Consider the following 19,055-nt stretch of genomic DNA (forward strand, 5'->3'; position numbering starts at 1 on the left):
TCTTTGTTTTGCGCAATTCCGGACGGAAAACCGCTACACACTTTTCCTGGAATTGCTCGAATAGGCGACCTTCTCGCCGTCTTCCTTGACGAATTCGCGCACCGGATCGTCGAGCAGCGGCAGCACCGCTTCCGACGGCCGGCATAGCCTCGTGCCCTTGGGCGTTTCGACGATCGGCCGGTTGATCAGGATCGGATGGGCGAGCATGAAATCGATCAGCTCTTCATCGCCCCACTTCGGGTCGGCGAGGCCGAGCTCGGCGTAAGGCGTCCCCTTCTCCCGCAAAAGCGCGCGCGGGGCCATGCCCATCGCCGAGATCAATTCCAGCAGCCGTTCGCGGCTTGGCGGCGTCTTCAGATATTCGATCACGATCGGGTCTTCGCCACTGGCGCGGATCATGCCCAGCGTGTTGCGCGAGGTGCCGCAATCGGGATTGTGATAGATCGTGACCGTCATGGCTCCGCTTTCAAAGGCTGTTGGATCATGCCCGGACGCAGCAACCAGCCCATCAGCGCCAATCCAATCAGGGCGCCGAGCAGCTCGGCGGCAATGAAGCCCGGCAGATCGATCGGCCTGATGCCGGAGAAGGTGTCGGTGAGCGAGCGCGCCACGGCGACGGCGGGGTTGGCGAATGACGTGGACGCCGTGAACCAGTAGGCAGCCGTGATGTAGAGGCCGACCAGCCACGGCACGGCCCGCTGTTCGAAGCGCAGGCCGGAGAGGATGACCGCGACGAGGCCGAACGTCGCAACGACTTCGGAGAACCATTGCGCCGGTCCGGCCCGGACCTTGGCCGCGACTTCCAGCACCGGCAGGGCGAACATCAGATGAGCGGCGATCGTGCCGCTAATGCCACCGGCAATTTGAGCCAGCAAATAGGCCGGGAGATCGCGGGCAGGCAGCGACCGGTTGAGACAGAACACAAGCGAGACGGCAGGATTGAAATGCGCGCCGGAGATCGGCCCGAGGATGGTGATCAACACCATCAGCATGGCGCCGGTCGCCAGCGTGTTTCCAAGCAGCGCGAGCGCGGTGTCATGCGTCAACGTCTCGGCCATGATGCCTGAACCGACGACCGTCGCCACCAGCAGACCGGTGCCCAGGGCTTCAGCCGCGAACCGGCGTGGAAGATCGAACATGTTCACTGCCGGATCCCCTCGCCCGGCCGGCAGCAGGGTGCCGCAAGCGCCGGTGCGCAGATTTCCGGGCGACCCGAACAGCAATCCTCCATCAGGAAGCGGATCAGACCGGACAGCGCGTCGTACTCGGCGCTGTAGACGATCGAGCGGGCGTCGCGCCTCGCAGTCACGAGGCCGGCCCGCTCCAGTTCCTTGAGATGGAAGCTGACATTGGATGGCGAGACCTCGACCTGCTCGGCAAGCGAGCCGGCGGCAATGCCTTGCGGCCCGGCAACGACCAGCAGCCGCAGCAGGCGCAGCCGGGTTTCCTGGGACAGGGCACCGAAAGCGATCAGGGCTTGACGTTCATCCACGTTTCAATAATCCTTGAAATGTTGAAATGAGGAATAGCCGACATGCTCTCTTCTGACAATCGGAAAAACGTTGCGCCGCTGGATCCGTCCGATTTGACCATCGGCGATCTGCTGGTCGCGCTGGCCGATCACAAGGACAAGCCGCTGGTGTTCCGCTATGATGGCCAGCCCGTAAAGCCGGGCTATCACGTCACCGAGGTGAAGGCCGGGCAGTTCTCGGCGCTGGATTGCGAAGCGAATCCGGAATCCTGGTCGGAAATCTTCGTGCAGTTGTGGGACGTGGATGAAGGCGGGCCGGTCCATATGCCGGCCGGCAAGTTTTCCGCGATCATCCGCAAGGTCTCGGATCACGTCGCTCTCGATCAGGCGGCGAAGCTGACCTTTGAGGTCAGCGATGGCGTCCGCCCGATGGAATTGCACCGGGCGGCTCAGCCAAGCCTCGTTGGCGATGTCGTCGAGGTCGAGTTGTCGCCTCGACCGTCAAGCTGCAAGCCGCGTGACCGCTGGCTGAAAGAACAGAAGGCCGTGAGCGCGTCATGCTGCGGGGAAAGCCGCTGCTGTTGACGCTGCGGTCAGCGATGCGCCCTAGAGCAATTCCAGGAAAAGTGTGAGCGGTTTTCCGTCTGGAATTGCGTAAAAACAAAGAGTTAGAGCGGTTCGCCGTTTCCGTGAAACGGTGAAACGCTCTAGAATCTGATCATGCCATTGGCCTGCAACAGGTAGAGAGCCACGAGGACGATGGCGATTACCGCTACCCAGACGGCTGTCCTGCTCATACGCGAATTCCCCTGTTGATCGGCAGCTGTGAACGCGCGCGCGGCGGTTGCGTTCCATGAGGTAGGCGGTTGCAGAACGCCGCGAGCAATTTCAAGTCACGAATTGCTGAACGGCGGGCCGTGTCAGTCCTTCAGCGTGTTGCTGTAGAGCGCCACGCCGACGCGGTCGTTGCGGCGCCAGCGCACCAAGGCGCGATAGACCATGTCGTCGGCCGGGACCTCGAGCAGGAAGCGTTCGGGGATTTTCACGTCCGCCGCGACGCGCAATTCGGCGCCCTGCTCGTGCTGGTTCCTGACCGAGCAGCCGATCCTGACGCCATTGGCGACGATCGTGGCTTCCTTGAGCACGAATTCGCGCACATGACGACGGCGCTCGGTCTCGGGATAATCGGCCATATATGGCGGGCTCCTCGGGCAAGGCTTTCCTCGGCATGGGGCAGCACCATAACAGCGAGGCGTTTCCGTTCCGTTAGCGATCACTGAAACGAACGAATGAGATCTTTGCCGGCGCTACTTCGCCCGAATTCAGCCAGCAACGACGACGCCACTCGCATGCAGCACCCAGCGGCGGCCGTCGCTTCGGAACTCGGTGAGCGACAGGGGCTCGATGTCGATCTTCCAGACCGCGGAGAGCGGCGCGCCCAGCACATGCACGATGGCGGCGCAGATCGGCACGGCATGGGTCAGCGCTATGGTGTGGCCGCTCTCGCCGGCCAGGCGCTTCATCAGCGCGGCACCGCGCGTGCCGACGGCGGCAAGCGTTTCGCCGCCATGCGGTGCCGCGTCCGGATCGGAAAACCAGGCCGCCATGCCTTCCGGATCCTCGACCTGCATTTCCTCGAAGCTTCGGCCGGCCCAGCGCGCGAAATCCTGTTCGGCAAGCAGCGGCTCGACCATCGCATCGAGGCCAAGCGCGGCGGCGGTCTGCCGCGCGGCAAGCGTCGGGCTCGTCCAGACGCGGTCGGCGCGGCGCAGCGACGGGGCCAACGCGGCGGCGCGCTCCAGTGCCCGCGGCTCCAGCGAATCATCGCTCGGAAAGCGGCCCTTGCGCATGCCGGGCGTCGCTCCGCTTGCGATCATCGTCAGGCGGGCGAGCATCCCAAAACTCCGTGGCCCGATGAAATTTTTTGGCCGCACGAAGCCGTGCCCGCCATTACATGTCGTTGACAGGCGAACGAAGTGCTGACAAGTGTTTTAGTGCGATACGGGATTGGAAGCCGGTGCGAGTCCGGCACGGTCGCGCCACTGTGATCGGCACAAGCCGAAAGTCAGGCCTTATCCCGCAGCACTGTTCGACAACGGGACGCAGTATCCCAAGGGAGGTCAATATGTCCGACACCACCTTCGCCCCCAGCTACGGTCCGGTTGCGATTCCGGTTCGCGAGCTTCTGCCCTGGGCAATCTTCGCCGGCCTGATGCTGATGCTGATGATCTATTTCGTCGGCGCGGAAGAAGGCGCGACGTCGCTGATCCGCGGCACGGCGGTGCACGAATTCGTGCATGACGGCCGCCACCTGCTCGGCTTCCCCTGCCACTAAAGCGGTTCGGCATCGCCGAACCGTCCAAAGGTTTGGTCTAACGCAATTCCGGACGGAAAACCGCTATGCGTTTTTCCGTCGGATTGTTTGAAAGGCTGCTGACATGGTCGGAAAACTCTTGCTGCGCGGCATGCTTGTCGGGTTGGTCGCTGGGATTCTGGCGTTCGCCTTCGCCCGCGTCTATGGCGAGCCGCAGGTCGACAAGGCGATCGCCTTCGAGGAACAGCAGGCCCAGGCCGCCGGCGAGGCGCCGGAGCCCGAGATGGTCAGCCGCGCCACGCAGGCCGGCATTGGCCTGGCGACCGGCGTGCTGGTCTATGGAGCGGCACTCGGCGGGCTGTTCTCCCTGGTCTTCGCCTATGCCTATGGCCGCCTCGGCTCGCTCGGTCCGCGCGGCACCTCGGCGCTGCTGGCGCTGCTCGGCTTCCTTGCCGTGATCGTGGTGCCCAGCCTCAAATATCCGGCGAACCCGCCGGCGGTCGGCAATCCCGAAACCATCGCCTACCGCACCGAGCTGTTCTTCATCATGATCGCGGTCTCGATCGCGACGATGGTGGCGGCGGTCGGCCTGGCGCAGCGGCTGTGGGTCCGGCTCGGCGCCTGGAACGCCTCGATCGTGGCAGGGCTCGCCTTCCTCCTAGTCTTCGCGCTGGTGAAGGCAGCACTTCCCGACATCAACGAGGTGCCGGAGAACTTCTCGGCGACGGTGCTGTGGCAGTTCCGCGTCGCCTCGCTCGGCATCCAACTCGTGCTGTGGACCGTCGTCGGACTCGGCTTCGGCGCGGTTGCCGAGCGCGTGGTCGCGGTGCGCGACCAACGCGGCCCGGCACGCCGCTACGCCTGAAATCCGATGTATTGGCCGCCACGGTTCTTTGCCCTGGCGGCCCATCTCTTTCTGGCGAGCGCCCTGCTGGTCATGCTGGCCACATCCGCGCAAGCGCATAGCGGCTCGTCGGTCCCGCCTCCCCCCGGCATCCAGATCCCCAGCCTCACCCATGGCCAGATGGCGGTGATCGCGCGCTATCGCGGCGACATCATCGACCTCGCCCAGCGCCAGACCGTGACCGACCCGACCTTCCGGCGGCTCTACAATCACGGCAATCTGCAATTCACCTATTGCCTCTGGGGCCTGATGCCTGGAAGCCTCGGCGACGAGGAGAGCCCGTTCAACGAATGCAGCCATGCCTATCTGGCCACCGCCAAGGCGCTTCTCACCTACATGGCGACGATGCCGTCAGCCGCACGTCAGGCCAAGGCGCTGATCTCCGACATCGATGCCGACATGGTGCGCAGCGGCGCCTCCTGGATTCTTTGCCAGTATAGCGGCGAGGCCTTCAGCACCGGCGCGGTCGTCGAGCCCAGATGGCGCGACGTGTTCACCCATCCGCCCAGCCTCGCCGTCGTCCTGGCCACGATCGCGGCGTTGACGGCGGCTGCGTGGTCGATCTTCGGCGCGAGACGCGCACGCACTGTCTAAACTGGCTCAGGCCGGCTGCCCTCTCAAGATACCAGCGACGCAAACGCGGCTCGTTGTGCCCGTAGACCGCGCGAGGCAGCGCGACTATTTCGAGCGCGCCCCATAGGCGGCGAGGAACGCTTCGACCGAGGCATCGGCGTGGCGCTCGAGGTCGGCTTTCGAGCGCGGGTTGCTTCCGGTGAACATGGCTTCGTTCATCGGAATCCAAAGCAACATTCCAAAGAAATGGCTGGCGGCCAAACGGTGATCGACGGTCTGCAACAGGCCTCGGCTGCTGAGCTTTTGAAAGCACTCCGCCACCGAGGCAAGCATGCGCTCAAAGCCTTTGTCGTACCAGCTGCGGCCGAGCTGCGGCATCCGATCGGCATTGGCGATAATCAGACGCCGGAGCTTCAGCAACTCGTCGTTCATCAGCGTCGTGGTCAAACGCCGCGCAAGCTGCTGGAGGCCGCCCTCCAGGAATCTTGCCTCGGAAAGCAGCATCGTCACGGACTCGACGACGTCGTTGACCTGAGAAGCGGTGGACTCCACCACTTCACTGAAAAGCGTCTCCTTGTCCGTGAAATGCTTATAGACGGTCTGCTTGGAAGCGCACGCCCTGGTGGCGATCTCCTCCATGCTGGTCCCATCATAGCCCTTGGCGATGAACGCGGCGGTCGCCGCCTCGATGATCTCGCGATCCTTGCGGGCCGATCTGGTCTCAACGGCAGTTTTCATAACGCCCCTCGATCGGTACTAGACGGTACCGTTCCCGTATGATAGTCATCCCATAGTACTAGACTGACTAGTACCAGTCAATGAAATGGAGGTTCAAACCGATGACCCAGATGCTTTTCCTCAATCTGCCGGTGCGCGATCTGCAGGCAGCGACCAAGTTTTATCTCGCGATCGGCGGCACGCTCAACCCGCAGTTTTCGGGCGACCAGGCCAGCTCGATCATGTTCTCCGAATCGATCGGGGTCATGTTGCTGACGCACCAACACTACAGCCAGTTCACCGCCCGGCCGATCGGCGACGCCAAGCGCGAGAGCCAGATGCTGATCGCGCTGACCGTCGACAGCAAGGACGCGGTCAATGCGGTCATCGAGAAGGGCGTTGCGGCGGGCGGCCGCGCCGATCCCAACCCGGCGCAGGATCTCGGCTTCATGTTCAACCGCCACATCGAGGACCCGGACGGCAATGTCTGGGAGTTCGTGTGGATGAACCCCGCGGCCATGCAATAGACTTCTCTATCGCCCCCAATGGGGAATGACGCCTGGAAGCGACGGGCACCCGTCCGTCGCTCCCATGCCCAGGCAATGCCCGCCGGTCCGGCTGGCGCATCGCGGCGAGCTGGCGTAAGCAACGCCAATTGTCCGGTTCCCGGATTCGCAGCCGCCAGCCATGCCCGCCCCCGAAGCCTTCGCCGTCACTGCCGCCTGCTGCAGCGCGCTGAGTTCCATGTTCCTCAGCGAGCTCAAGGGCCGCGTTCCCCTCCTCCAGCTTGCGCGCTGGCAGATGCTCGCGACCTTCGTGATGACCGGCTCGGTGTCGCTGGCGATCGGCGGCTGGCACACGATCGGGCCAAGGGAGTTCTGGCTGCTTGCCGGATCGAGCTTCGCCGGCATCAGCATCGCCAGCACGACCTATTTCGCCACCATCTATTCGGTCGGCCCGCGCATCACGGCGCTGCTGTTCTCGCTCACCTCGCCTTTCGCGCTGGCGCTCGGCTATCTCGTGCTCGGTGAAACCATCAGCCACTGGCAGGCGCTGGGCGTGGCGATGGTGCTTGCAGGCATCATGCTAGCGATCGGCATGCCGCGGCGCTTCCTCAAGCGCGGCGACCTGGCGCCGGCCATGCCGGTCGTCACCCCTTCCACCGTGCCGGTCAGCACCGCGCCCGGCCCGCCGCTCACCGGGCGCCTCGGACCAGGCATCCTGCTCGGCGTCACGACGGCGTTCGGCCAGGCGATCGGCACCCTTTTGGCGCGGCCGGCCATGGCTGCCGGCGTCGAGCCGTTCTCGGCCATGGCGCTGCGCTCCGGCCTCGCCGTAATCCTGTTCATCGCGCTCACCGCGACGCCGTTCGGCAGGGGCAAGCGGGAAGCCGTCCAGGTCGGCACGGTCGGGCTCGCCGTGCTATCCGCCTTCGTCGGCACCTCGCTCGGCATGTCCTGCCTGATGGCCGCGCTGCGCACCGGCAATGTCGGCATCATCTCGACGCTGTCCTCGATGACGCCGGTCATCATCCTGCCGATGGTGTGGCTGCGCAGCGGGCAAAGGCCGACGACGGCCGCCTGGGCCGGCGCGCTGCTGGCGATCGCCGGCACGGCACTGATCAGCCTCGGGAGAGTCTAGCCCGGAACGTTACGAATATCGCGGGCCGACCCAAAGATCGCCTGTTTCATCCATGCGCGTGTTCATGGTGATGGCCTTCCGGCTCGGCCATGGCGAAGCGCAGGTCCTCGCTGTCGGCGCCGGCCGCCAGCTGCAGCCTGGCGCTGAACTCATGCGGCTCGGCCGGAGCGACCAGGCTTTGCAGATAGTGGTGATCGCCGCCGACCGGAGACAGCGGCAGGCTTTCGACCGCGCCCCCGGCCCGTTCGATGGCGACGTTCGCACTCAGGCCCTCGGCGTGACGCGACAGGCGCAGCCGCATGCGTTCGCCCTGCGGCGTGTCGACGATTTCGAGCAGCCCGCTGGCGAGCTTGCCCGACACCAGGAACGGGTCGGGCGCGTGATGGTGGCCGCCCTCGGCCTCCCGCTCGGCAAAGCGCACCGTGGCGACGTCGAGCGCGGGAATATGCGCGTGAAGCTCGGCCTTCAGCGACGCGGCGATGTTGTTCGCGGCGGCAAGCAGCAGCCCGTCATTGACCGCGATCTCCACGTCGACATGCAGCTTGTGGCCGAGCCAGCGGGCCTTCGCGCCGACCACTTTCTCGATCCCGGCGACATGGTCGGCGGCGTGATGAATTTCGTCGACGAGGCCGGGCTCGACGCCGTCCAGCATGCGCGTCAGCACCGAGCGCGCCGATTGCCAAACGATGCCGAGGATGGCGACTGTGATGACGAGGCCGATGATCGGATCCGTCAGCGGATAGCCGAGCCAGACGCCAATCGCGCCGGCGACGACGGCGAGGCTGGTGAGCCCGTCGGTGCGGGCGTGATAGCCATCGGCGATCAAGGCGGCGCTGTTGATCCGGCGGCCGACGCGGATGCGGAACACGGCCACAGCCTCGTTGCCGAGGAAGCCGATGATGCCGGCCGCGGCGAGCCAGCCCAGGAATTGCACCGGCCGCGGGTTGAGCAGGCGGTTGACCGCCTCATATCCGGCGACCAGCGCGCTCGCCAGGATGATGAGCACGATGACTATGCCGGCAAGGTCCTCGACCCGGCCGAGACCGTAGGTGAAAATGCGGGTCGGCCTGCGGCGGACCAGCGCGAAAGCGATCCAGAGCGGAATGGCCGTGGTCGCGTCGGCGAAGTTGTGGATGGTATCGGCAAGCAGCGCCACGCTGCCCGAAACCATGACGACGACGATTTGCAAGGCGGCGGTGACCGCCAGGATCGCGAACGACCATTTGATCGCCCAGATGCCGCGATCGGTGGTGGCGATGGTGGCGTCGATCACGCCATGTGTGTGGCCGTGCGGTCCGTGATGGTCGTGGCCATGGCCGCCATGATGATGCCTGCCATGGTCAGGTCCGTGCGCGCCGAAGCCGAACCAGTCCAGAACTTCTTTCCACATCGCCGCCTCACAGATATTTGGTGAGCTGCTTCAGCTCCTCGAGCATGTCCCTGGTCGGCTCGCCGCCTTCAACCAGGCAATGCTCCATATGGTCGTGGATCAGCTCGCGCTTGGCGTTGCCGACGGCGCTTTCGACGGCATGGAGCTGTTGCGCCAGATCGAGGCAGGAACGGCCCTGCTCGAACATGGTGAGCACGGCGGCGAGATGGCCATGCGCGCGCTTGAGCCTAACGATGATGTCGGGATGGGAGCCGTGTATCGTCATGCCGATATCCTATCCCCCAGGGTAGGATAATGCAAACGGGACAATGCGATGCCTTGCGGTTCATCGTGGCTCATGCCCCCATTCAGCAAGCGTATATTTCGGAGGCTTTCAGCTAATGCGCAGCGCCCTGGCATAACGCCCGGGCGGCTGGCCGACATGGCGGCTGAAGGCGGTGCTGAAGGTGCTGGCCGAGCCGTAGCCGATGCGCTCTGCGACCTCGGCGATGTCCGCCTCCCGGCGGCGCAGAAGGTCCTTCGCCAAGGCCATGCGCCAGGCGAGCAGATATTCCATTGGCGGCACGCCGAGATTGCGCACGAAACGGTCGAAGAAGGCGGAGCGCGACAGCGCCGCCGCCTTCGCCAGTTCGACGATCGTCCATGGCCGCGCCGGATCGCCATGGATCCGGCGGATCGCTTCGGCGAGCCGCGCGTCTCCCAGGCCGCGCAGCAGGCCGGCCGGCGCGTCGGGCGCCTGCGTCTGCCGCAGGGATTCGACCAGCAGGATTTCCACAAGACGGTTGAGCACAAGGTCGCGCCCCGCATGCCGCCCGGTGGCCTCGTCGATCAGCAATTTGACCAAGATCGACAGCCGCTCGACGCCGCGGACATGAACCTGGGCGGGCAGCAGCGAAACCAGCAGGCCGGAGTCTTCGCTCTCGAACAGGAAATAGCCGCCAAGCATGCGCAAATCGGGCGGACCGTCGGGCCTGCCGTGCCGTACCTCGCCTTCAGCTGCCGCGGCAAGCTTGGGATCGATGAGGGTTGGAATGGCGGGCTCGAAGCCCGTCATTGTAAAACCGGGCGTTGTCGGCAGAAGGACGAAATCGCCGGCTTCCAGCGTCAAGGGCGGCTGGCCGTCCACAGCCAGGCGGCATGCCCCCTCGATGACGACAGCGAAACTCGGATGGCCGAAATCCGCGTAGCGGACGCCCCACCGCCCGGCACCGCTGATGCCCTTGGTGAACACGGCTCGCGGCCTGAGCAAGCCTATGACTTCGGAGAGCGGATCGACCATATCCGGACTTTTGCAAACAAACTATGGACTGTCAATTATAGATAGTCCGGCATCCTGCCCGTAAACCTTGTCGCCGTGAAAACCGGACAACAAGGAACGATCCTATGAAAACCATCCTGATCACCGGCGCTTCATCTGGCTATGGCCTGGAGACGGCGCGTCATTTCCTCTCGAACGGCTGGAACGTCGTCGCCACCATGCGAAGCCCACGCGGGGACGTGCTGCCGGCTTCGCCGGCGCTGCGCATTCTGCCGCTCGACGTGACGGACGACAAAAGCATCGCCGCGGCGCTCAAGGCGGCCGGGCCGATCGACGCGCTGGTCAACAATGCGGGCATCGGCGTCGCCGGCGCCTTCGAGGCGACCCCGATGGCGCATATCCGCAAGGTCTTCGAGACCAACACGTTCGGCGTCACGGCCATGTGCCAAGCGGTCATCCCGCAGATGCGCGAACGCCGCTCCGGCGTCATCGTCAACGTGACCTCGAGCGCCACGCTGGCGCCGTTCCCGCCGGCGGCGCCCTACACCGCCAGCAAGCAGGCCATCGAAGGGTTCACCGGCTCGCTGGCGCTGGAACTCGCGCCCTTCAACGTGCTGGCCAAGCTGGTCGAACCCGGCTACGGCCCGACGACAAGGTTCACTGCCAACACCGCCGTCAATGTTCAGGACCTCATTCCCGAGGCCTATGGCGACTTCGCCAAGGCAATCTTCGGCGATCTTGCCAATCCGTCCACGACCCAGGCGCTGACCACAAGGGAAATCGATGTCGCCGAGGGCGTGTGGCGGGCCGTCAACGACACGACCGGCACGCTGCGCTTCCCCGCCGGCGCCGATGCGGTCGCCCTGTCGCGAGCGGGGTGACAATCCGGCGTGACGGTGGGCGTGGCCTCCAGTGTTCCTGGTGACATCGCTGACGGCGGCCAAGACGGCAGGCATGAACAACTGCTACGGTCGGCGTTGCGGCTCGCGCTCTATTCCGGGGGGTTGTTCCATGTCGCTCGTTTACAGGCCTGCTCGCCCGGATGATCTTGCCGCGACCGATGCGCTGGTGGTCGCCAGCATCAACGAGCTCACGGTTCGGCATGGCTTTGGCCCGATGGCGGCGGCTAGCCCGCCCAATTTCCAGCTGTTTTCGCTCGAGGACGACCCCGATGGCCTGTGGGTCGCGGAAGACGGCGGCGCTATTCTGGGTCTCGCCTGGAGCTGGGTCTGCGGCGATCTTTGGTTCCTCGCCCAGTCGTTCGTCGATCCCGCCCGACAGGGTCACGGCATCGGCAATACGCTGCTGGAACGGACCATGGAGCACGCCCGCAAATCGGGCGCAGCCCACAAGGCGCTCATCACCTTTACCTTCAACCGTGTCTCGCAGGGGCTCTACATGCGGCACGGCCTGTTTCCCAAAACGCCGGTCTATGTTCTCAGCGCCGCGCGCGAACGGGTAATGAAGGCATTGCCGGAGCCGCCGCTGCGCGCCGCCGAAATCGACGGCGGCCCCGCGACGATGGAGAGACTCGTCGAGATCGATCGTCGCGCGCTGGGCGTCTCGCGGGAGAAGCATCACCGCTACCTGCATGCCGACCCGGCGACGACGGGAGTTTTGCTCTGCGCCGGCGACGATGCGGTCGGCTACAGCTATTTCAGCACCAGCGGGCATATCGGCCCCCTGGCGGTGGTGCGGCCTGACCTTATTCGCGATGCCTTTGCAACGGCGTTGCGGCTGGCGGCGGATCGTGCGCCCGAAAAAGTATCGGCCTTCCTGCCGGGCACATGCGAGAGCGCGCTCGGCCTTGCGGTCGAGCAAGGCATGCGCATCACCTTTCCGATGCTGCTGATGGCGTCGCCCGGTTATGGCGACTGGAAGCAGTATCTGCCGCGAAATCCCGGTTTCATGTGATCGGCCAAGCCGTGGCGGCAGACAACCCGGCGGCAACCAAACGCTTGTTTTCCCGTTTATTTCAGCGGCTGGCGATGCTCACTCCATCGGCAGCCGGCTCCGGCGGCAAGAAACCGGGCGGAGCGGAAAGGAAACGCAATGAACCGGCCGGCAGTGGAAATAGGCGACCGCGTGGCGGTCATCGCGACGGTGGTCGAGCGCATCGAAGACCGCGTGACGCTGAAGCTCGAGAGCGACAGCCATCGCTATTCCATCGTCGAGCCCAACGCCAAGGTAGGCGAGAAGATCAGACTGGAGGGCGACGTCGTCCATGTCGATGAGGATCTCGAACGCACCACCGTGCAGGTGCTGGGGCGTGTAACCGTCGACACCAAATCCGTCGAAATGATCACCAGACGTTGCGACCTCGACCATATCGGCTCGAACGTGCCCGGCCACCCTCGCCCGCGCACCCCGCCGACACCGCATGGGTAACGCGATCGTTCCCAGGAGCGAAAACTGCTTTAGTGGCGCTTGAAATACTGCACCTCTCGTTCGTGCTTTTCGGCCGCTTCGCGCGACTTGAAGGTGCCGAGATTGCGGCGTTTGCCGGTTCTGGGGTCGATCTTACGCGAATAGAGCCTGTACTCTCCGGATTTCAGTTTGCGGATCATGGCGCGATCTCCTCTTGCGTCCATGACTCCAACCCGCTGGAGCCATGGCGGTTCCGGCCGGAGCATCTCGCTTACGCGCGGGGCGATGCAAAAAGTGCGGCTGTCGGTGAACCATTTCACGGACGCGAACGACCCAATGTCGGAATCGACGTCGTAACGACACGATTTGGTCGGATTATTTGTATTCAAATGACTTTCGCGACGTTATGCGGTGTCGCGAGCGTGCCGGATCTTAGGAGGGTGAGATGGTGACGGCGAAGCTTCACGGCGTTGAACTCGTGAGAGGCCAGAAGTGGACGGTGCGCGTCACCGCCTACGGCACGACGCTCATCTTCCCCTTCGAAGCCGAGCAGTATGCGCGCTCCTATGCCGATGGCCAGGCCTTCCGCCTCGGCGTCGAAGTGGTGGAGTTGAAGGACTGCGCCTGAGAGGCCGATCATTCGGTTTCAGTGGAACGAAAGGCGGGGTAGCCGCGTTTTTCACGGCGATGTCGAGGAACCCTCACCATCACAAGGCCGAAAGGCCCATTCAGATCTCGATCGACGAGGCGGACCGCCTGGCGCGTGCGCAAAAGAATGCCAGGTTGAGGGACCTTCGCACCCACGCGTCTTGGCTGGTGCTCGATCCGCAGGCGCATTTCCATGAAGAGATCGACTTGTCGGCGCTGTTCGGCGACCCCTCGATGCGGAAGGTCATCCGCGACGGCTAGGCGGCTGTGGCTTTCAGCCCGTTACGCGGGCTGCAATTTGGCGCCGGCATCCGCTCGCGATATCGCGATCAGCCGCGCGACCGCCAGCGGCGCCATCAGCGCAAGGAACGCCGTGATGTCGAGGAAGATCGACCAAGCCAAATTCAAGCCGCTGTGGTCGTAGCAGACTGCATATTCCATCACGCCTGACCCCTTTTACCCACCCATGCGCATGTCGTTTCACGCGCTCGACCAGCATGATCCTGATTTACAACAAATACAAGTGGTTACTAATTTAACAGTGAACGTGCATTGCTATTGGCGCATCCAGGTCGAATGCAGTCGGCCCGACCGAATCCGAACGCGAACATCTAGGCCGGCTTCGGCCAGAACAGCCAAGCGAGCGCCAGCGCCGCGAGCGCCCAAAGCGCGATCATCAAGGCGAGACCCGCCTTGCTGACCGGCTTCTCGCGTCGCGCGGCCTCTTCGCGGAATTCCCGCATCAGATCGGCCGGGACCAGTCTGAGCGCGAGCATGATGCCGAGAGGCACGATCAGCAGGTCGTCGAGATAGCCGATGACCGGGATGAAGTCCGGGATGAGATCGATGGGGCTCAGCGCATAGGCCGCGACGGCGCCCGCGGTTGCCTTTGCGTACCAGGGCGCGCGCGGGTCGCGGGCGGCAAGCCAGAGCGCCACCAGATCGCGCTTGGTCCCCCGCGCCCATTGCTTCGCCGAGTCGAGAGCCGACATGCGCCTATATACGACCGTGCGGGTCGTCAGGCCAATCGACGATCGCCGTCGCGGCCGTTCGACGCCGCGACTCAGGCGATGCCGACACGGGGCGACGTCGACCGCGAGGCGGTATCGAAGCGTTCGGGAATCGGCGGTTGGGTAGCCCGGCTTGCCTTTGGCGGTAAAAGAGTACGGCTCTTTGACAGGCAAGCCGGGCTAAGGCGCCGGCTTTGGGTTTCCTTGGGGGGAGCCAGCGCAGGGAGAGAGTGTCCGTTTCCCGTTGCGCCCGCAATTGTGGCTGAGGTCCTACGCGGCAACGCAAAGGTCCGAGCGGCTGTAGCGGTTAGGCTCGGCGGCTTCACCGTAGCCTTCCAAAATGGAGTTGAACGATCAGGCCCGCTTAAGCCGGCTGCCTTTCTGGAGCGCGATCTTTACGAAAAGCTCGGCGTGCCGCGCCCAGTCAGCTTCGGTCACGTCGTTCTCGCGGACCGACTGCCGGAAAGCTTCCCGCAGTGCCTCGAGTTCGAAAATCGACAATCGCTGGTTTCTTTTTTGTTTTTTTGTGACGGCGTCCATACTGCGTTGCCACGAACAGCAAGGTCATAACATCGTATAAGCGGCGGCCGTTCGAACCATCAAGACCCCGGGTCTGACTTCTTTTGGGGGCAAATTTTGCCGTGGCTTTCCGGCTCGCGCCATCGGAACGGAGCGATCGGCCCGCCGGTCGTGGACGGGGTCCAAAACTGGGCCATCCGGCGGGGCTCGGCGCCGTCTACGGCGAGGGATACGTCTTTTGGTATGGACGCGGAGCTCGATTGGTGGTTGTGTCTGCATCGCAAAACCGCAGTTTCAGGTGGCAACCGGCCCGCGTCTTCCCCCGTCAACAGGAGTGGCGCGGGCTTCTTGCTGTTCTTGAAGCGTGAGGAACCTTCGCTCTCCCGCCCGCGGGCATGCGCGGGCAACCGCCCGCCATTAACCTTCCCTGTTGGCACGGACCAAGGTCGGTGTCGCAATTGCCTCCCCTCGCTTATACTCTCGCGGACGGGTGGGTGAGCGATGCCGATGTTTGGGAGGTCTTTCAAGCGACTTGCGCGAATCTGGAGCGAGCTTTCGCTTGCCTGGCAGTTCGTAATCGCAGGCGGCATCGTCCTTCTGGCCGTGATGCTCGTGGTCGGGCTGTGGGTGACATCGCAGATCCGCGACGGCGTGCTGCACAATTCCGCCGCCACCACCGCGCTCTACGTCGACAGCGTGATCGCGCCGTTGCTGCCCGACATGCGCAAGAGCCAGGAGCTCGACGACACCGTCAAGCGGGCGCTGGACGAAACGCTGGGTCAGGGGGCGCTTGGCAAAAGACTGGTATCGTTTAAGTTGTGGCGGCGCGACGGCACGATCCTCTATTCGAAGAACGCCGACCTCATTGGCAAACAGATCAAGCCCAACGCCAACCTCACTGCGGCTTTCGCTGGCAATGTCATGGTGAAATACAACAGGCTCGAAGACGAAGAAGACGACGAGGAGCGGTCGATGAACGTTCCGCTGCTCGAAATCTACAATCCGGTGCGCGAACCCTGGTCGGGCGAGGTCGTGGCCGTCAGCGAGTTCTACGAATTGTCCGGCGACTTCGAGGAATCGTTAAATTCCGCCCTGTTGTGGAGCTGGCTGGTGGTGGCGGCCGCCACGGCGGCGGCGCTTGCCCTGCTCTCGGGCATCGTTTTCCGCGGCAGCCGCACCATCCTCACGCAGCGGGAAGCGCTCGAGGCCAAGGTTTCCGAATTGCAGACGGCGTTGGCGCAAAACTCGTCGCTACGCCAGCGAGTGCAGCGCGCTTCGCGCCGCGCCACCGCCATCAATGAACGGTATCTTCGGCGCATCGGGGCCGACCTGCATGACGGACCGGCGCAACTGGTGGCGCTCGCGGCGCTCAGGATGGACAGCCCTATACTGGTCGATCCGACCACGTCGGGCACGCTGCGCGAAGCCGAGATCGCCGGCATCCACAAGACGCTCGGCGAAGCGATGCGCGAGATACGCGGCATCTGCAACGGGCTGGTGCTGCCGCAAATCGAAACCCAGGCCGTAACCGACATTTTGCGGCTGGCGGTGACCGAGCACGAGCGCCGCACCGACACCAAAGTGTTGTTAACTCTGCCTGAGCGCTTGCCGGAACTCGGCACCTCGGAAAAGATCAGCATCTATAGATTCGTGCAGGAAGGCCTGAACAACGCCTACCGTCACGGCAAGGGCAGGGATCAGCAGGTCAGGGCCACGACGAAGGGCGGCAAGCTCATAGTCGAGGTGCTGGACACTGGCCCTGGCTTCGACCCGGCCCGAAGCGAGGGCCTTGGGCTTGCGGGCCTGAGGGAACGGATCGAAAGCATAGGCGGGCAGTTCGAAACGCTGTCCGGCCCCGGAGGAACCAGACTGGTCATCACCTTGTCTGTCGAGGAGCAACCGTGAGCACATCCATCCGCATCGCAATAGTCGACGACCATCCATTGTTTCGCGAGGGCGTGGCGCGCAGCCTCGGCGAGATCGGCGGCTTCGAGCTTGTCGGCGAAGGCGCCAGCGCCGAGGACGCCGAAAGGCTGGCACGCGCCAGCACGCCCGATATTCTTCTGCTCGACATCAGCATGCCCGGCGGCGGCCTCAACGCGCTCGCCAGCATCCTTTCGGCGATGCCTGAGCAGAAGATCGTCATGCTGACGGTTTCGGAGACCAATTCCGATGTCGCCCAGGCGCTGAAGGCCGGCGCGCGCGGCTATGTGCTGAAAGGCGTCGGATCCAAGGCGCTGGCCGAGATCCTGCGCGATGTCGCCGGCGGCCAGAGCTACGTATCGCCGAGCCTCTCGGCCAGGCTGCTTTCCGACCTTCTGCAGCCCACCGGCAGCAAGCCCGATCCGCTCAGCCAACTCACCGGCCGCGAGGCCGAGATCCTGAAGCTGGTCGCGGAGGGGCTGAGCAACAAGGAGGTGGCGGCCCGGCTGTCGCTGCAGGAAAAGACGGTCAAGCATCACATGACCAGGGTGCTCGCCAAGCTCAACGTGCGCAACCGTACCGAGGCGGCGCTGCTGATGCATGAGGCGAGGGAAAGGAACTGAGGAACTGAGGAACTGAGGAATTGAGGAATTGAGGAATTGAGGAATTGAAGAATTGAAGAATTGAAGATCAGGTAATCCTGACTTCCTTTTCTTCAATTCCTCAGTTCCTCAGTTCTTCAGTTCCCCTCCCCCCTAAAAGCAATCACCCCCGCCTCAAGGGGCGGGGGTGACATGCAAGGACGTGGGAAAAGGGGGTAGCCTCTCCCGGCCCTTACAGGCTCAGCAGACGATTCAGATCCTCATCCGTCGCCTGCCGCTCGATGATGGTGCGGCCTAGCGCATCCGTCATCTCGAAACGCCCGTTCTGGACTTGCTCCTTCATGCCGTTGCGATGGACGACGGTGACCTTGTTGCCGTCGATCGAGAGCGTGTCGCCGGTTGCCGCGTTGGTGTAGCTGTTCTTGCCGCCGGGATTGGCATTGCCCTTGCCGCTGTTGTTGCCAGGCCCGGCATTGGGATTGTTCCCGCCAGCATTGCTATTGCCGGAATTGTCGCCCTGACCGTTGCTGTTGCCGCTATTGCCGGAATTCGAGCCGCCCGCCGAGCCGGAACTCGAGCCGCCGGTCGAGCCCGAGTTGCCGCTGTTGCCGTTACCGCCATTGCCATTGCCATTGCTGTTGCCGGCATAGGCGATGGACACCAGCTTGGAAACATTGCCAGGCACGGACAGACAGGGTGCGACGACAACCGCCAGCGCGGCAGCGACGCGCAAGGTCAGGGGGGTAAGCCTTGTGCAGGCGGGTTGGCGCATTCTGTCCTTTTTTCCTGCCGGTTCCACCTCGCCATGGCCAAAGTTCCGCTCTCGCACCAGGCGGCGGAACCGGTGTCTTTAACAGACAACGATTGCCATTCCGGCGGAGCGATGAAAGCGGCTTACGACCCATGCCCCGGTCGGTCAGACCATTTCCGCCGCCACAGGTGACCAATGTCGCAACCGGCACGCCGTCAACGGCTCAAAAAATTACCCCCGCACGAAGGCGGGGGTAAGGTGAGTAGCAAAATTCTATCGCAAGACGATCAGGACCGTAGAGACGAAGCAAAAGGTGGCAACCTGATTTTGCAGCGCTGACCTTCGGTCCCTTAAGATCTAATCCCGATAAAACCTCGCTCTCACAAACTTTTCATGCGATCGAAATCGGCCATGGTGGCTTTGCGGTCGACAATGGTGCGTCCATATTTGTCTTCCATCCTGAACCGGCCGTTCTCGATCGTCTCCTTCATCCCATTGCGGTGCGTGACCTGGATGCCCTTGCCGGTGACCTCGACCTTGTCGCCGGTGTAGGCGTTCACATGATCGTCGACATCGGCGGCGCTTGCCGCGCTGGTGCTGCTGCTCGTGCCGCTATTCCCGGGGCTGTTGCTATTGCCGCTGCTGTTTCCGTTGTTGCCGCTGTTGCCGCCGCTATTGCCGTTCCCGTTTCCGCTATTTCCGCCGCCGCTGTTTCCGTTGCCGCCGTTACCGTTGCCGTCGCCGCCGTTCCCGTTACCGCCGTTCCCACCACCGTTTCCGCCACCGTTTCCGCCGCCGCCACCGCCTTTGCCGGCATAGGCTTTGGTCACGACGAAACCATCAATGGAGAGACCAAGAGGCGCGACAACGAGTGCCAACGCAGCGAGTGCCGGCAAGACCAGCCTGCAGCCTCTGCGCTGTATGCGCATTCCGTTCTCCCCATGCCAGCCATCCCGCCCGTCGGCCG

28 protein-coding genes and 1 riboswitch are annotated in these 19,055 nt (G+C 63.8%); of the genes, 13 read left to right on the top strand and 15 right to left on the bottom strand.

Features of this window, described 5'->3' with window-relative positions; all coding sequences use genetic code 11:
- Positions 1–33: 33 nt before the first annotated feature.
- The 3 genes from arsC to DPM33_RS27240 are packed head-to-tail and all read right to left on the bottom strand — an operon-like array spanning position 34 to position 1,492.
- Positions 34–456 (bottom strand): arsenate reductase (glutaredoxin), encoded by a 423-nt coding sequence (gene arsC / locus DPM33_RS27230; protein WP_112100488.1) that lies wholly within the window; start codon positions 454–456, stop codon positions 34–36.
- A complete protein-coding gene (locus DPM33_RS27235; RefSeq protein WP_112100489.1) occupies positions 453–1,145 on the bottom strand; it encodes an aquaporin in 693 nt (230 codons plus the stop codon). Before DPM33_RS27235 ends, arsC begins: the two co-directional genes overlap by 4 nt.
- Entirely contained in the window at positions 1,142–1,492 is a 351-nt protein-coding gene (locus tag DPM33_RS27240) for an ArsR/SmtB family transcription factor (protein ID WP_112100490.1), read from the bottom strand. The genes DPM33_RS27235 and DPM33_RS27240 overlap by 4 nt, the downstream gene beginning before the upstream one ends.
- A gap of 42 nt (positions 1,493–1,534) precedes the next feature.
- Between DPM33_RS27240 and DPM33_RS27245 the strand changes: the two genes are divergently transcribed.
- Entirely contained in the window at positions 1,535–2,056 is a 522-nt protein-coding gene (locus tag DPM33_RS27245) for a DUF6428 family protein (RefSeq protein ID WP_112100491.1), read from the top strand.
- 335 nt (positions 2,057–2,391) lie between these two features.
- On the opposite strand, the gene DPM33_RS27250 is transcribed toward DPM33_RS27245, so the two are convergent.
- Positions 2,392–2,664, bottom strand: a complete 273-nt coding sequence (locus DPM33_RS27250; RefSeq protein ID WP_112100492.1) for a PilZ domain-containing protein — start codon at positions 2,662–2,664, stop codon at positions 2,392–2,394.
- 129 nt (positions 2,665–2,793) lie between these two features.
- Positions 2,794–3,366, bottom strand: coding sequence for a histidine phosphatase family protein (locus DPM33_RS27255; RefSeq protein ID WP_112100493.1), 573 nt, complete (start codon positions 3,364–3,366; stop codon positions 2,794–2,796).
- An 87-nt stretch (positions 3,367–3,453) separates the two neighbouring features.
- Positions 3,454–3,596, top strand: a riboswitch (adenosylcobalamin (AdoCbl) riboswitch).
- Between DPM33_RS27255 and DPM33_RS27260 the strand changes: the two genes are divergently transcribed.
- From DPM33_RS27260 to DPM33_RS27270, 3 genes are all read left to right on the top strand, one after another.
- The gene (locus DPM33_RS27260) at positions 3,597–3,806 is read left to right on the top strand and encodes a CbtB domain-containing protein (RefSeq protein ID WP_112100494.1); all 210 of its coding nucleotides are present in this window, start codon (positions 3,597–3,599) and stop codon (positions 3,804–3,806) included. It begins immediately after the preceding riboswitch.
- A 103-nt stretch (positions 3,807–3,909) separates the two neighbouring features.
- Positions 3,910–4,650 carry a CbtA family protein gene (locus DPM33_RS27265; RefSeq protein ID WP_112100495.1) on the top strand — a complete coding sequence of 247 codons (741 nt, stop codon included), beginning with the start codon at positions 3,910–3,912 and terminating at the stop codon, positions 4,648–4,650.
- 6 nt (positions 4,651–4,656) lie between these two features.
- Positions 4,657–5,283 (top strand): hypothetical protein, encoded by a 627-nt coding sequence (locus DPM33_RS27270; RefSeq protein ID WP_112100496.1) that lies wholly within the window; start codon positions 4,657–4,659, stop codon positions 5,281–5,283.
- An 84-nt stretch (positions 5,284–5,367) separates the two neighbouring features.
- Here DPM33_RS27270 and DPM33_RS27275 read toward each other — a convergent pair whose 3' ends face one another.
- Positions 5,368–6,000 carry a TetR/AcrR family transcriptional regulator gene (locus DPM33_RS27275; RefSeq protein WP_112100497.1) on the bottom strand — a complete coding sequence of 211 codons (633 nt, stop codon included), beginning with the start codon at positions 5,998–6,000 and terminating at the stop codon, positions 5,368–5,370.
- Positions 6,001–6,101: 101 nt separating this feature from the next.
- Between DPM33_RS27275 and DPM33_RS27280 the strand changes: the two genes are divergently transcribed.
- Both DPM33_RS27280 and DPM33_RS27285 read left to right on the top strand, forming a co-directional pair.
- Positions 6,102–6,506: a VOC family protein gene (locus tag DPM33_RS27280; RefSeq protein WP_112100498.1), complete on the top strand. Its 405-nt coding sequence runs from the start codon at positions 6,102–6,104 to the stop codon at positions 6,504–6,506.
- A gap of 160 nt (positions 6,507–6,666) precedes the next feature.
- On the top strand, positions 6,667–7,620 hold the full coding sequence (locus DPM33_RS27285; protein WP_112100499.1) for a DMT family transporter: 954 nt from the start codon (positions 6,667–6,669) through the stop codon (positions 7,618–7,620).
- A 46-nt stretch (positions 7,621–7,666) separates the two neighbouring features.
- On the opposite strand, the gene DPM33_RS27290 is transcribed toward DPM33_RS27285, so the two are convergent.
- The 3 genes from DPM33_RS27290 to DPM33_RS27300 form a co-directional block, all read right to left on the bottom strand.
- Positions 7,667–9,010, bottom strand: a complete 1,344-nt coding sequence (locus DPM33_RS27290) for a cation diffusion facilitator family transporter (RefSeq protein WP_112100500.1) — start codon at positions 9,008–9,010, stop codon at positions 7,667–7,669.
- A gap of 7 nt (positions 9,011–9,017) precedes the next feature.
- On the bottom strand, positions 9,018–9,275 hold the full coding sequence (locus tag DPM33_RS27295; RefSeq protein WP_112100501.1) for a metal-sensing transcriptional repressor: 258 nt from the start codon (positions 9,273–9,275) through the stop codon (positions 9,018–9,020).
- Between the two features lie 108 nt (positions 9,276–9,383).
- Positions 9,384–10,289, bottom strand: a complete 906-nt coding sequence (locus tag DPM33_RS27300) for an AraC family transcriptional regulator (RefSeq protein WP_112100502.1) — start codon at positions 10,287–10,289, stop codon at positions 9,384–9,386.
- A 104-nt stretch (positions 10,290–10,393) separates the two neighbouring features.
- Between DPM33_RS27300 and DPM33_RS27305 the strand changes: the two genes are divergently transcribed.
- The 3 genes from DPM33_RS27305 to DPM33_RS27315 all read left to right on the top strand — a co-directional run bounded on the left by DPM33_RS27305 (position 10,394) and on the right by DPM33_RS27315 (position 12,656).
- Positions 10,394–11,149: an SDR family oxidoreductase gene (locus DPM33_RS27305; protein ID WP_112100503.1), complete on the top strand. Its 756-nt coding sequence runs from the start codon at positions 10,394–10,396 to the stop codon at positions 11,147–11,149.
- A 130-nt stretch (positions 11,150–11,279) separates the two neighbouring features.
- Complete coding sequence (locus DPM33_RS27310; protein ID WP_112100504.1) at positions 11,280–12,182, top strand: GNAT family N-acetyltransferase; 903 nt, start codon at positions 11,280–11,282, stop codon at positions 12,180–12,182.
- Positions 12,183–12,320: 138 nt separating this feature from the next.
- Entirely contained in the window at positions 12,321–12,656 is a 336-nt protein-coding gene (locus DPM33_RS27315) for a hypothetical protein (protein ID WP_112100505.1), read from the top strand.
- Between the two features lie 29 nt (positions 12,657–12,685).
- On the opposite strand, the gene DPM33_RS27320 is transcribed toward DPM33_RS27315, so the two are convergent.
- On the bottom strand, positions 12,686–12,835 hold the full coding sequence (locus tag DPM33_RS27320) for a hypothetical protein (RefSeq protein ID WP_112100506.1): 150 nt from the start codon (positions 12,833–12,835) through the stop codon (positions 12,686–12,688).
- A 245-nt stretch (positions 12,836–13,080) separates the two neighbouring features.
- On the opposite strand from DPM33_RS27320, the gene DPM33_RS27325 reads away from it, so the two are divergent.
- Complete coding sequence (locus tag DPM33_RS27325; protein ID WP_036258067.1) at positions 13,081–13,263, top strand: hypothetical protein; 183 nt, start codon at positions 13,081–13,083, stop codon at positions 13,261–13,263.
- Between the two features lie 59 nt (positions 13,264–13,322).
- Complete coding sequence (locus tag DPM33_RS27330; protein ID WP_112100507.1) at positions 13,323–13,544, top strand: hypothetical protein; 222 nt, start codon at positions 13,323–13,325, stop codon at positions 13,542–13,544.
- A gap of 21 nt (positions 13,545–13,565) precedes the next feature.
- Here DPM33_RS27330 and DPM33_RS36400 read toward each other — a convergent pair whose 3' ends face one another.
- The 3 genes from DPM33_RS36400 to DPM33_RS27340 all read right to left on the bottom strand — a co-directional run bounded on the left by DPM33_RS36400 (position 13,566) and on the right by DPM33_RS27340 (position 14,833).
- Positions 13,566–13,727 (bottom strand): hypothetical protein, encoded by a 162-nt coding sequence (locus tag DPM33_RS36400; protein ID WP_167449234.1) that lies wholly within the window; start codon positions 13,725–13,727, stop codon positions 13,566–13,568.
- Between the two features lie 167 nt (positions 13,728–13,894).
- Entirely contained in the window at positions 13,895–14,275 is a 381-nt protein-coding gene (locus DPM33_RS27335) for a YkvA family protein (RefSeq protein WP_112100508.1), read from the bottom strand.
- A gap of 372 nt (positions 14,276–14,647) precedes the next feature.
- A complete protein-coding gene (locus DPM33_RS27340; RefSeq protein WP_112100509.1) occupies positions 14,648–14,833 on the bottom strand; it encodes a hypothetical protein in 186 nt (61 codons plus the stop codon).
- Between the two features lie 486 nt (positions 14,834–15,319).
- Here DPM33_RS27340 and DPM33_RS27345 point away from each other — a divergent pair, with 486 nt between their 5' ends.
- On the top strand, positions 15,320–16,717 hold the full coding sequence (locus DPM33_RS27345; protein ID WP_112100534.1) for a sensor histidine kinase: 1,398 nt from the start codon (positions 15,320–15,322) through the stop codon (positions 16,715–16,717).
- Positions 16,714–17,358: a response regulator gene (locus tag DPM33_RS27350; protein ID WP_112100510.1), complete on the top strand. Its 645-nt coding sequence runs from the start codon at positions 16,714–16,716 to the stop codon at positions 17,356–17,358. The genes DPM33_RS27345 and DPM33_RS27350 overlap by 4 nt, the downstream gene beginning before the upstream one ends.
- 211 nt (positions 17,359–17,569) lie before the next feature.
- On the opposite strand, the gene DPM33_RS27355 is transcribed toward DPM33_RS27350, so the two are convergent.
- Together DPM33_RS27355 and DPM33_RS35945 are read right to left on the bottom strand one after the other, a co-directional pair.
- A complete protein-coding gene (locus tag DPM33_RS27355; RefSeq protein ID WP_112100511.1) occupies positions 17,570–18,109 on the bottom strand; it encodes a hypothetical protein in 540 nt (179 codons plus the stop codon).
- Positions 18,110–18,468: 359 nt separating this feature from the next.
- Positions 18,469–19,017 carry a hypothetical protein gene (locus tag DPM33_RS35945; RefSeq protein WP_146770335.1) on the bottom strand — a complete coding sequence of 183 codons (549 nt, stop codon included), beginning with the start codon at positions 19,015–19,017 and terminating at the stop codon, positions 18,469–18,471.
- Between the last annotated feature and the right edge of the window lie 38 nt (positions 19,018–19,055).

It is taken from the genome of Mesorhizobium hawassense (assembly GCF_003289945.1).
Classification (GTDB): domain Bacteria; phylum Pseudomonadota; class Alphaproteobacteria; order Rhizobiales; family Rhizobiaceae; genus Mesorhizobium; species Mesorhizobium hawassense.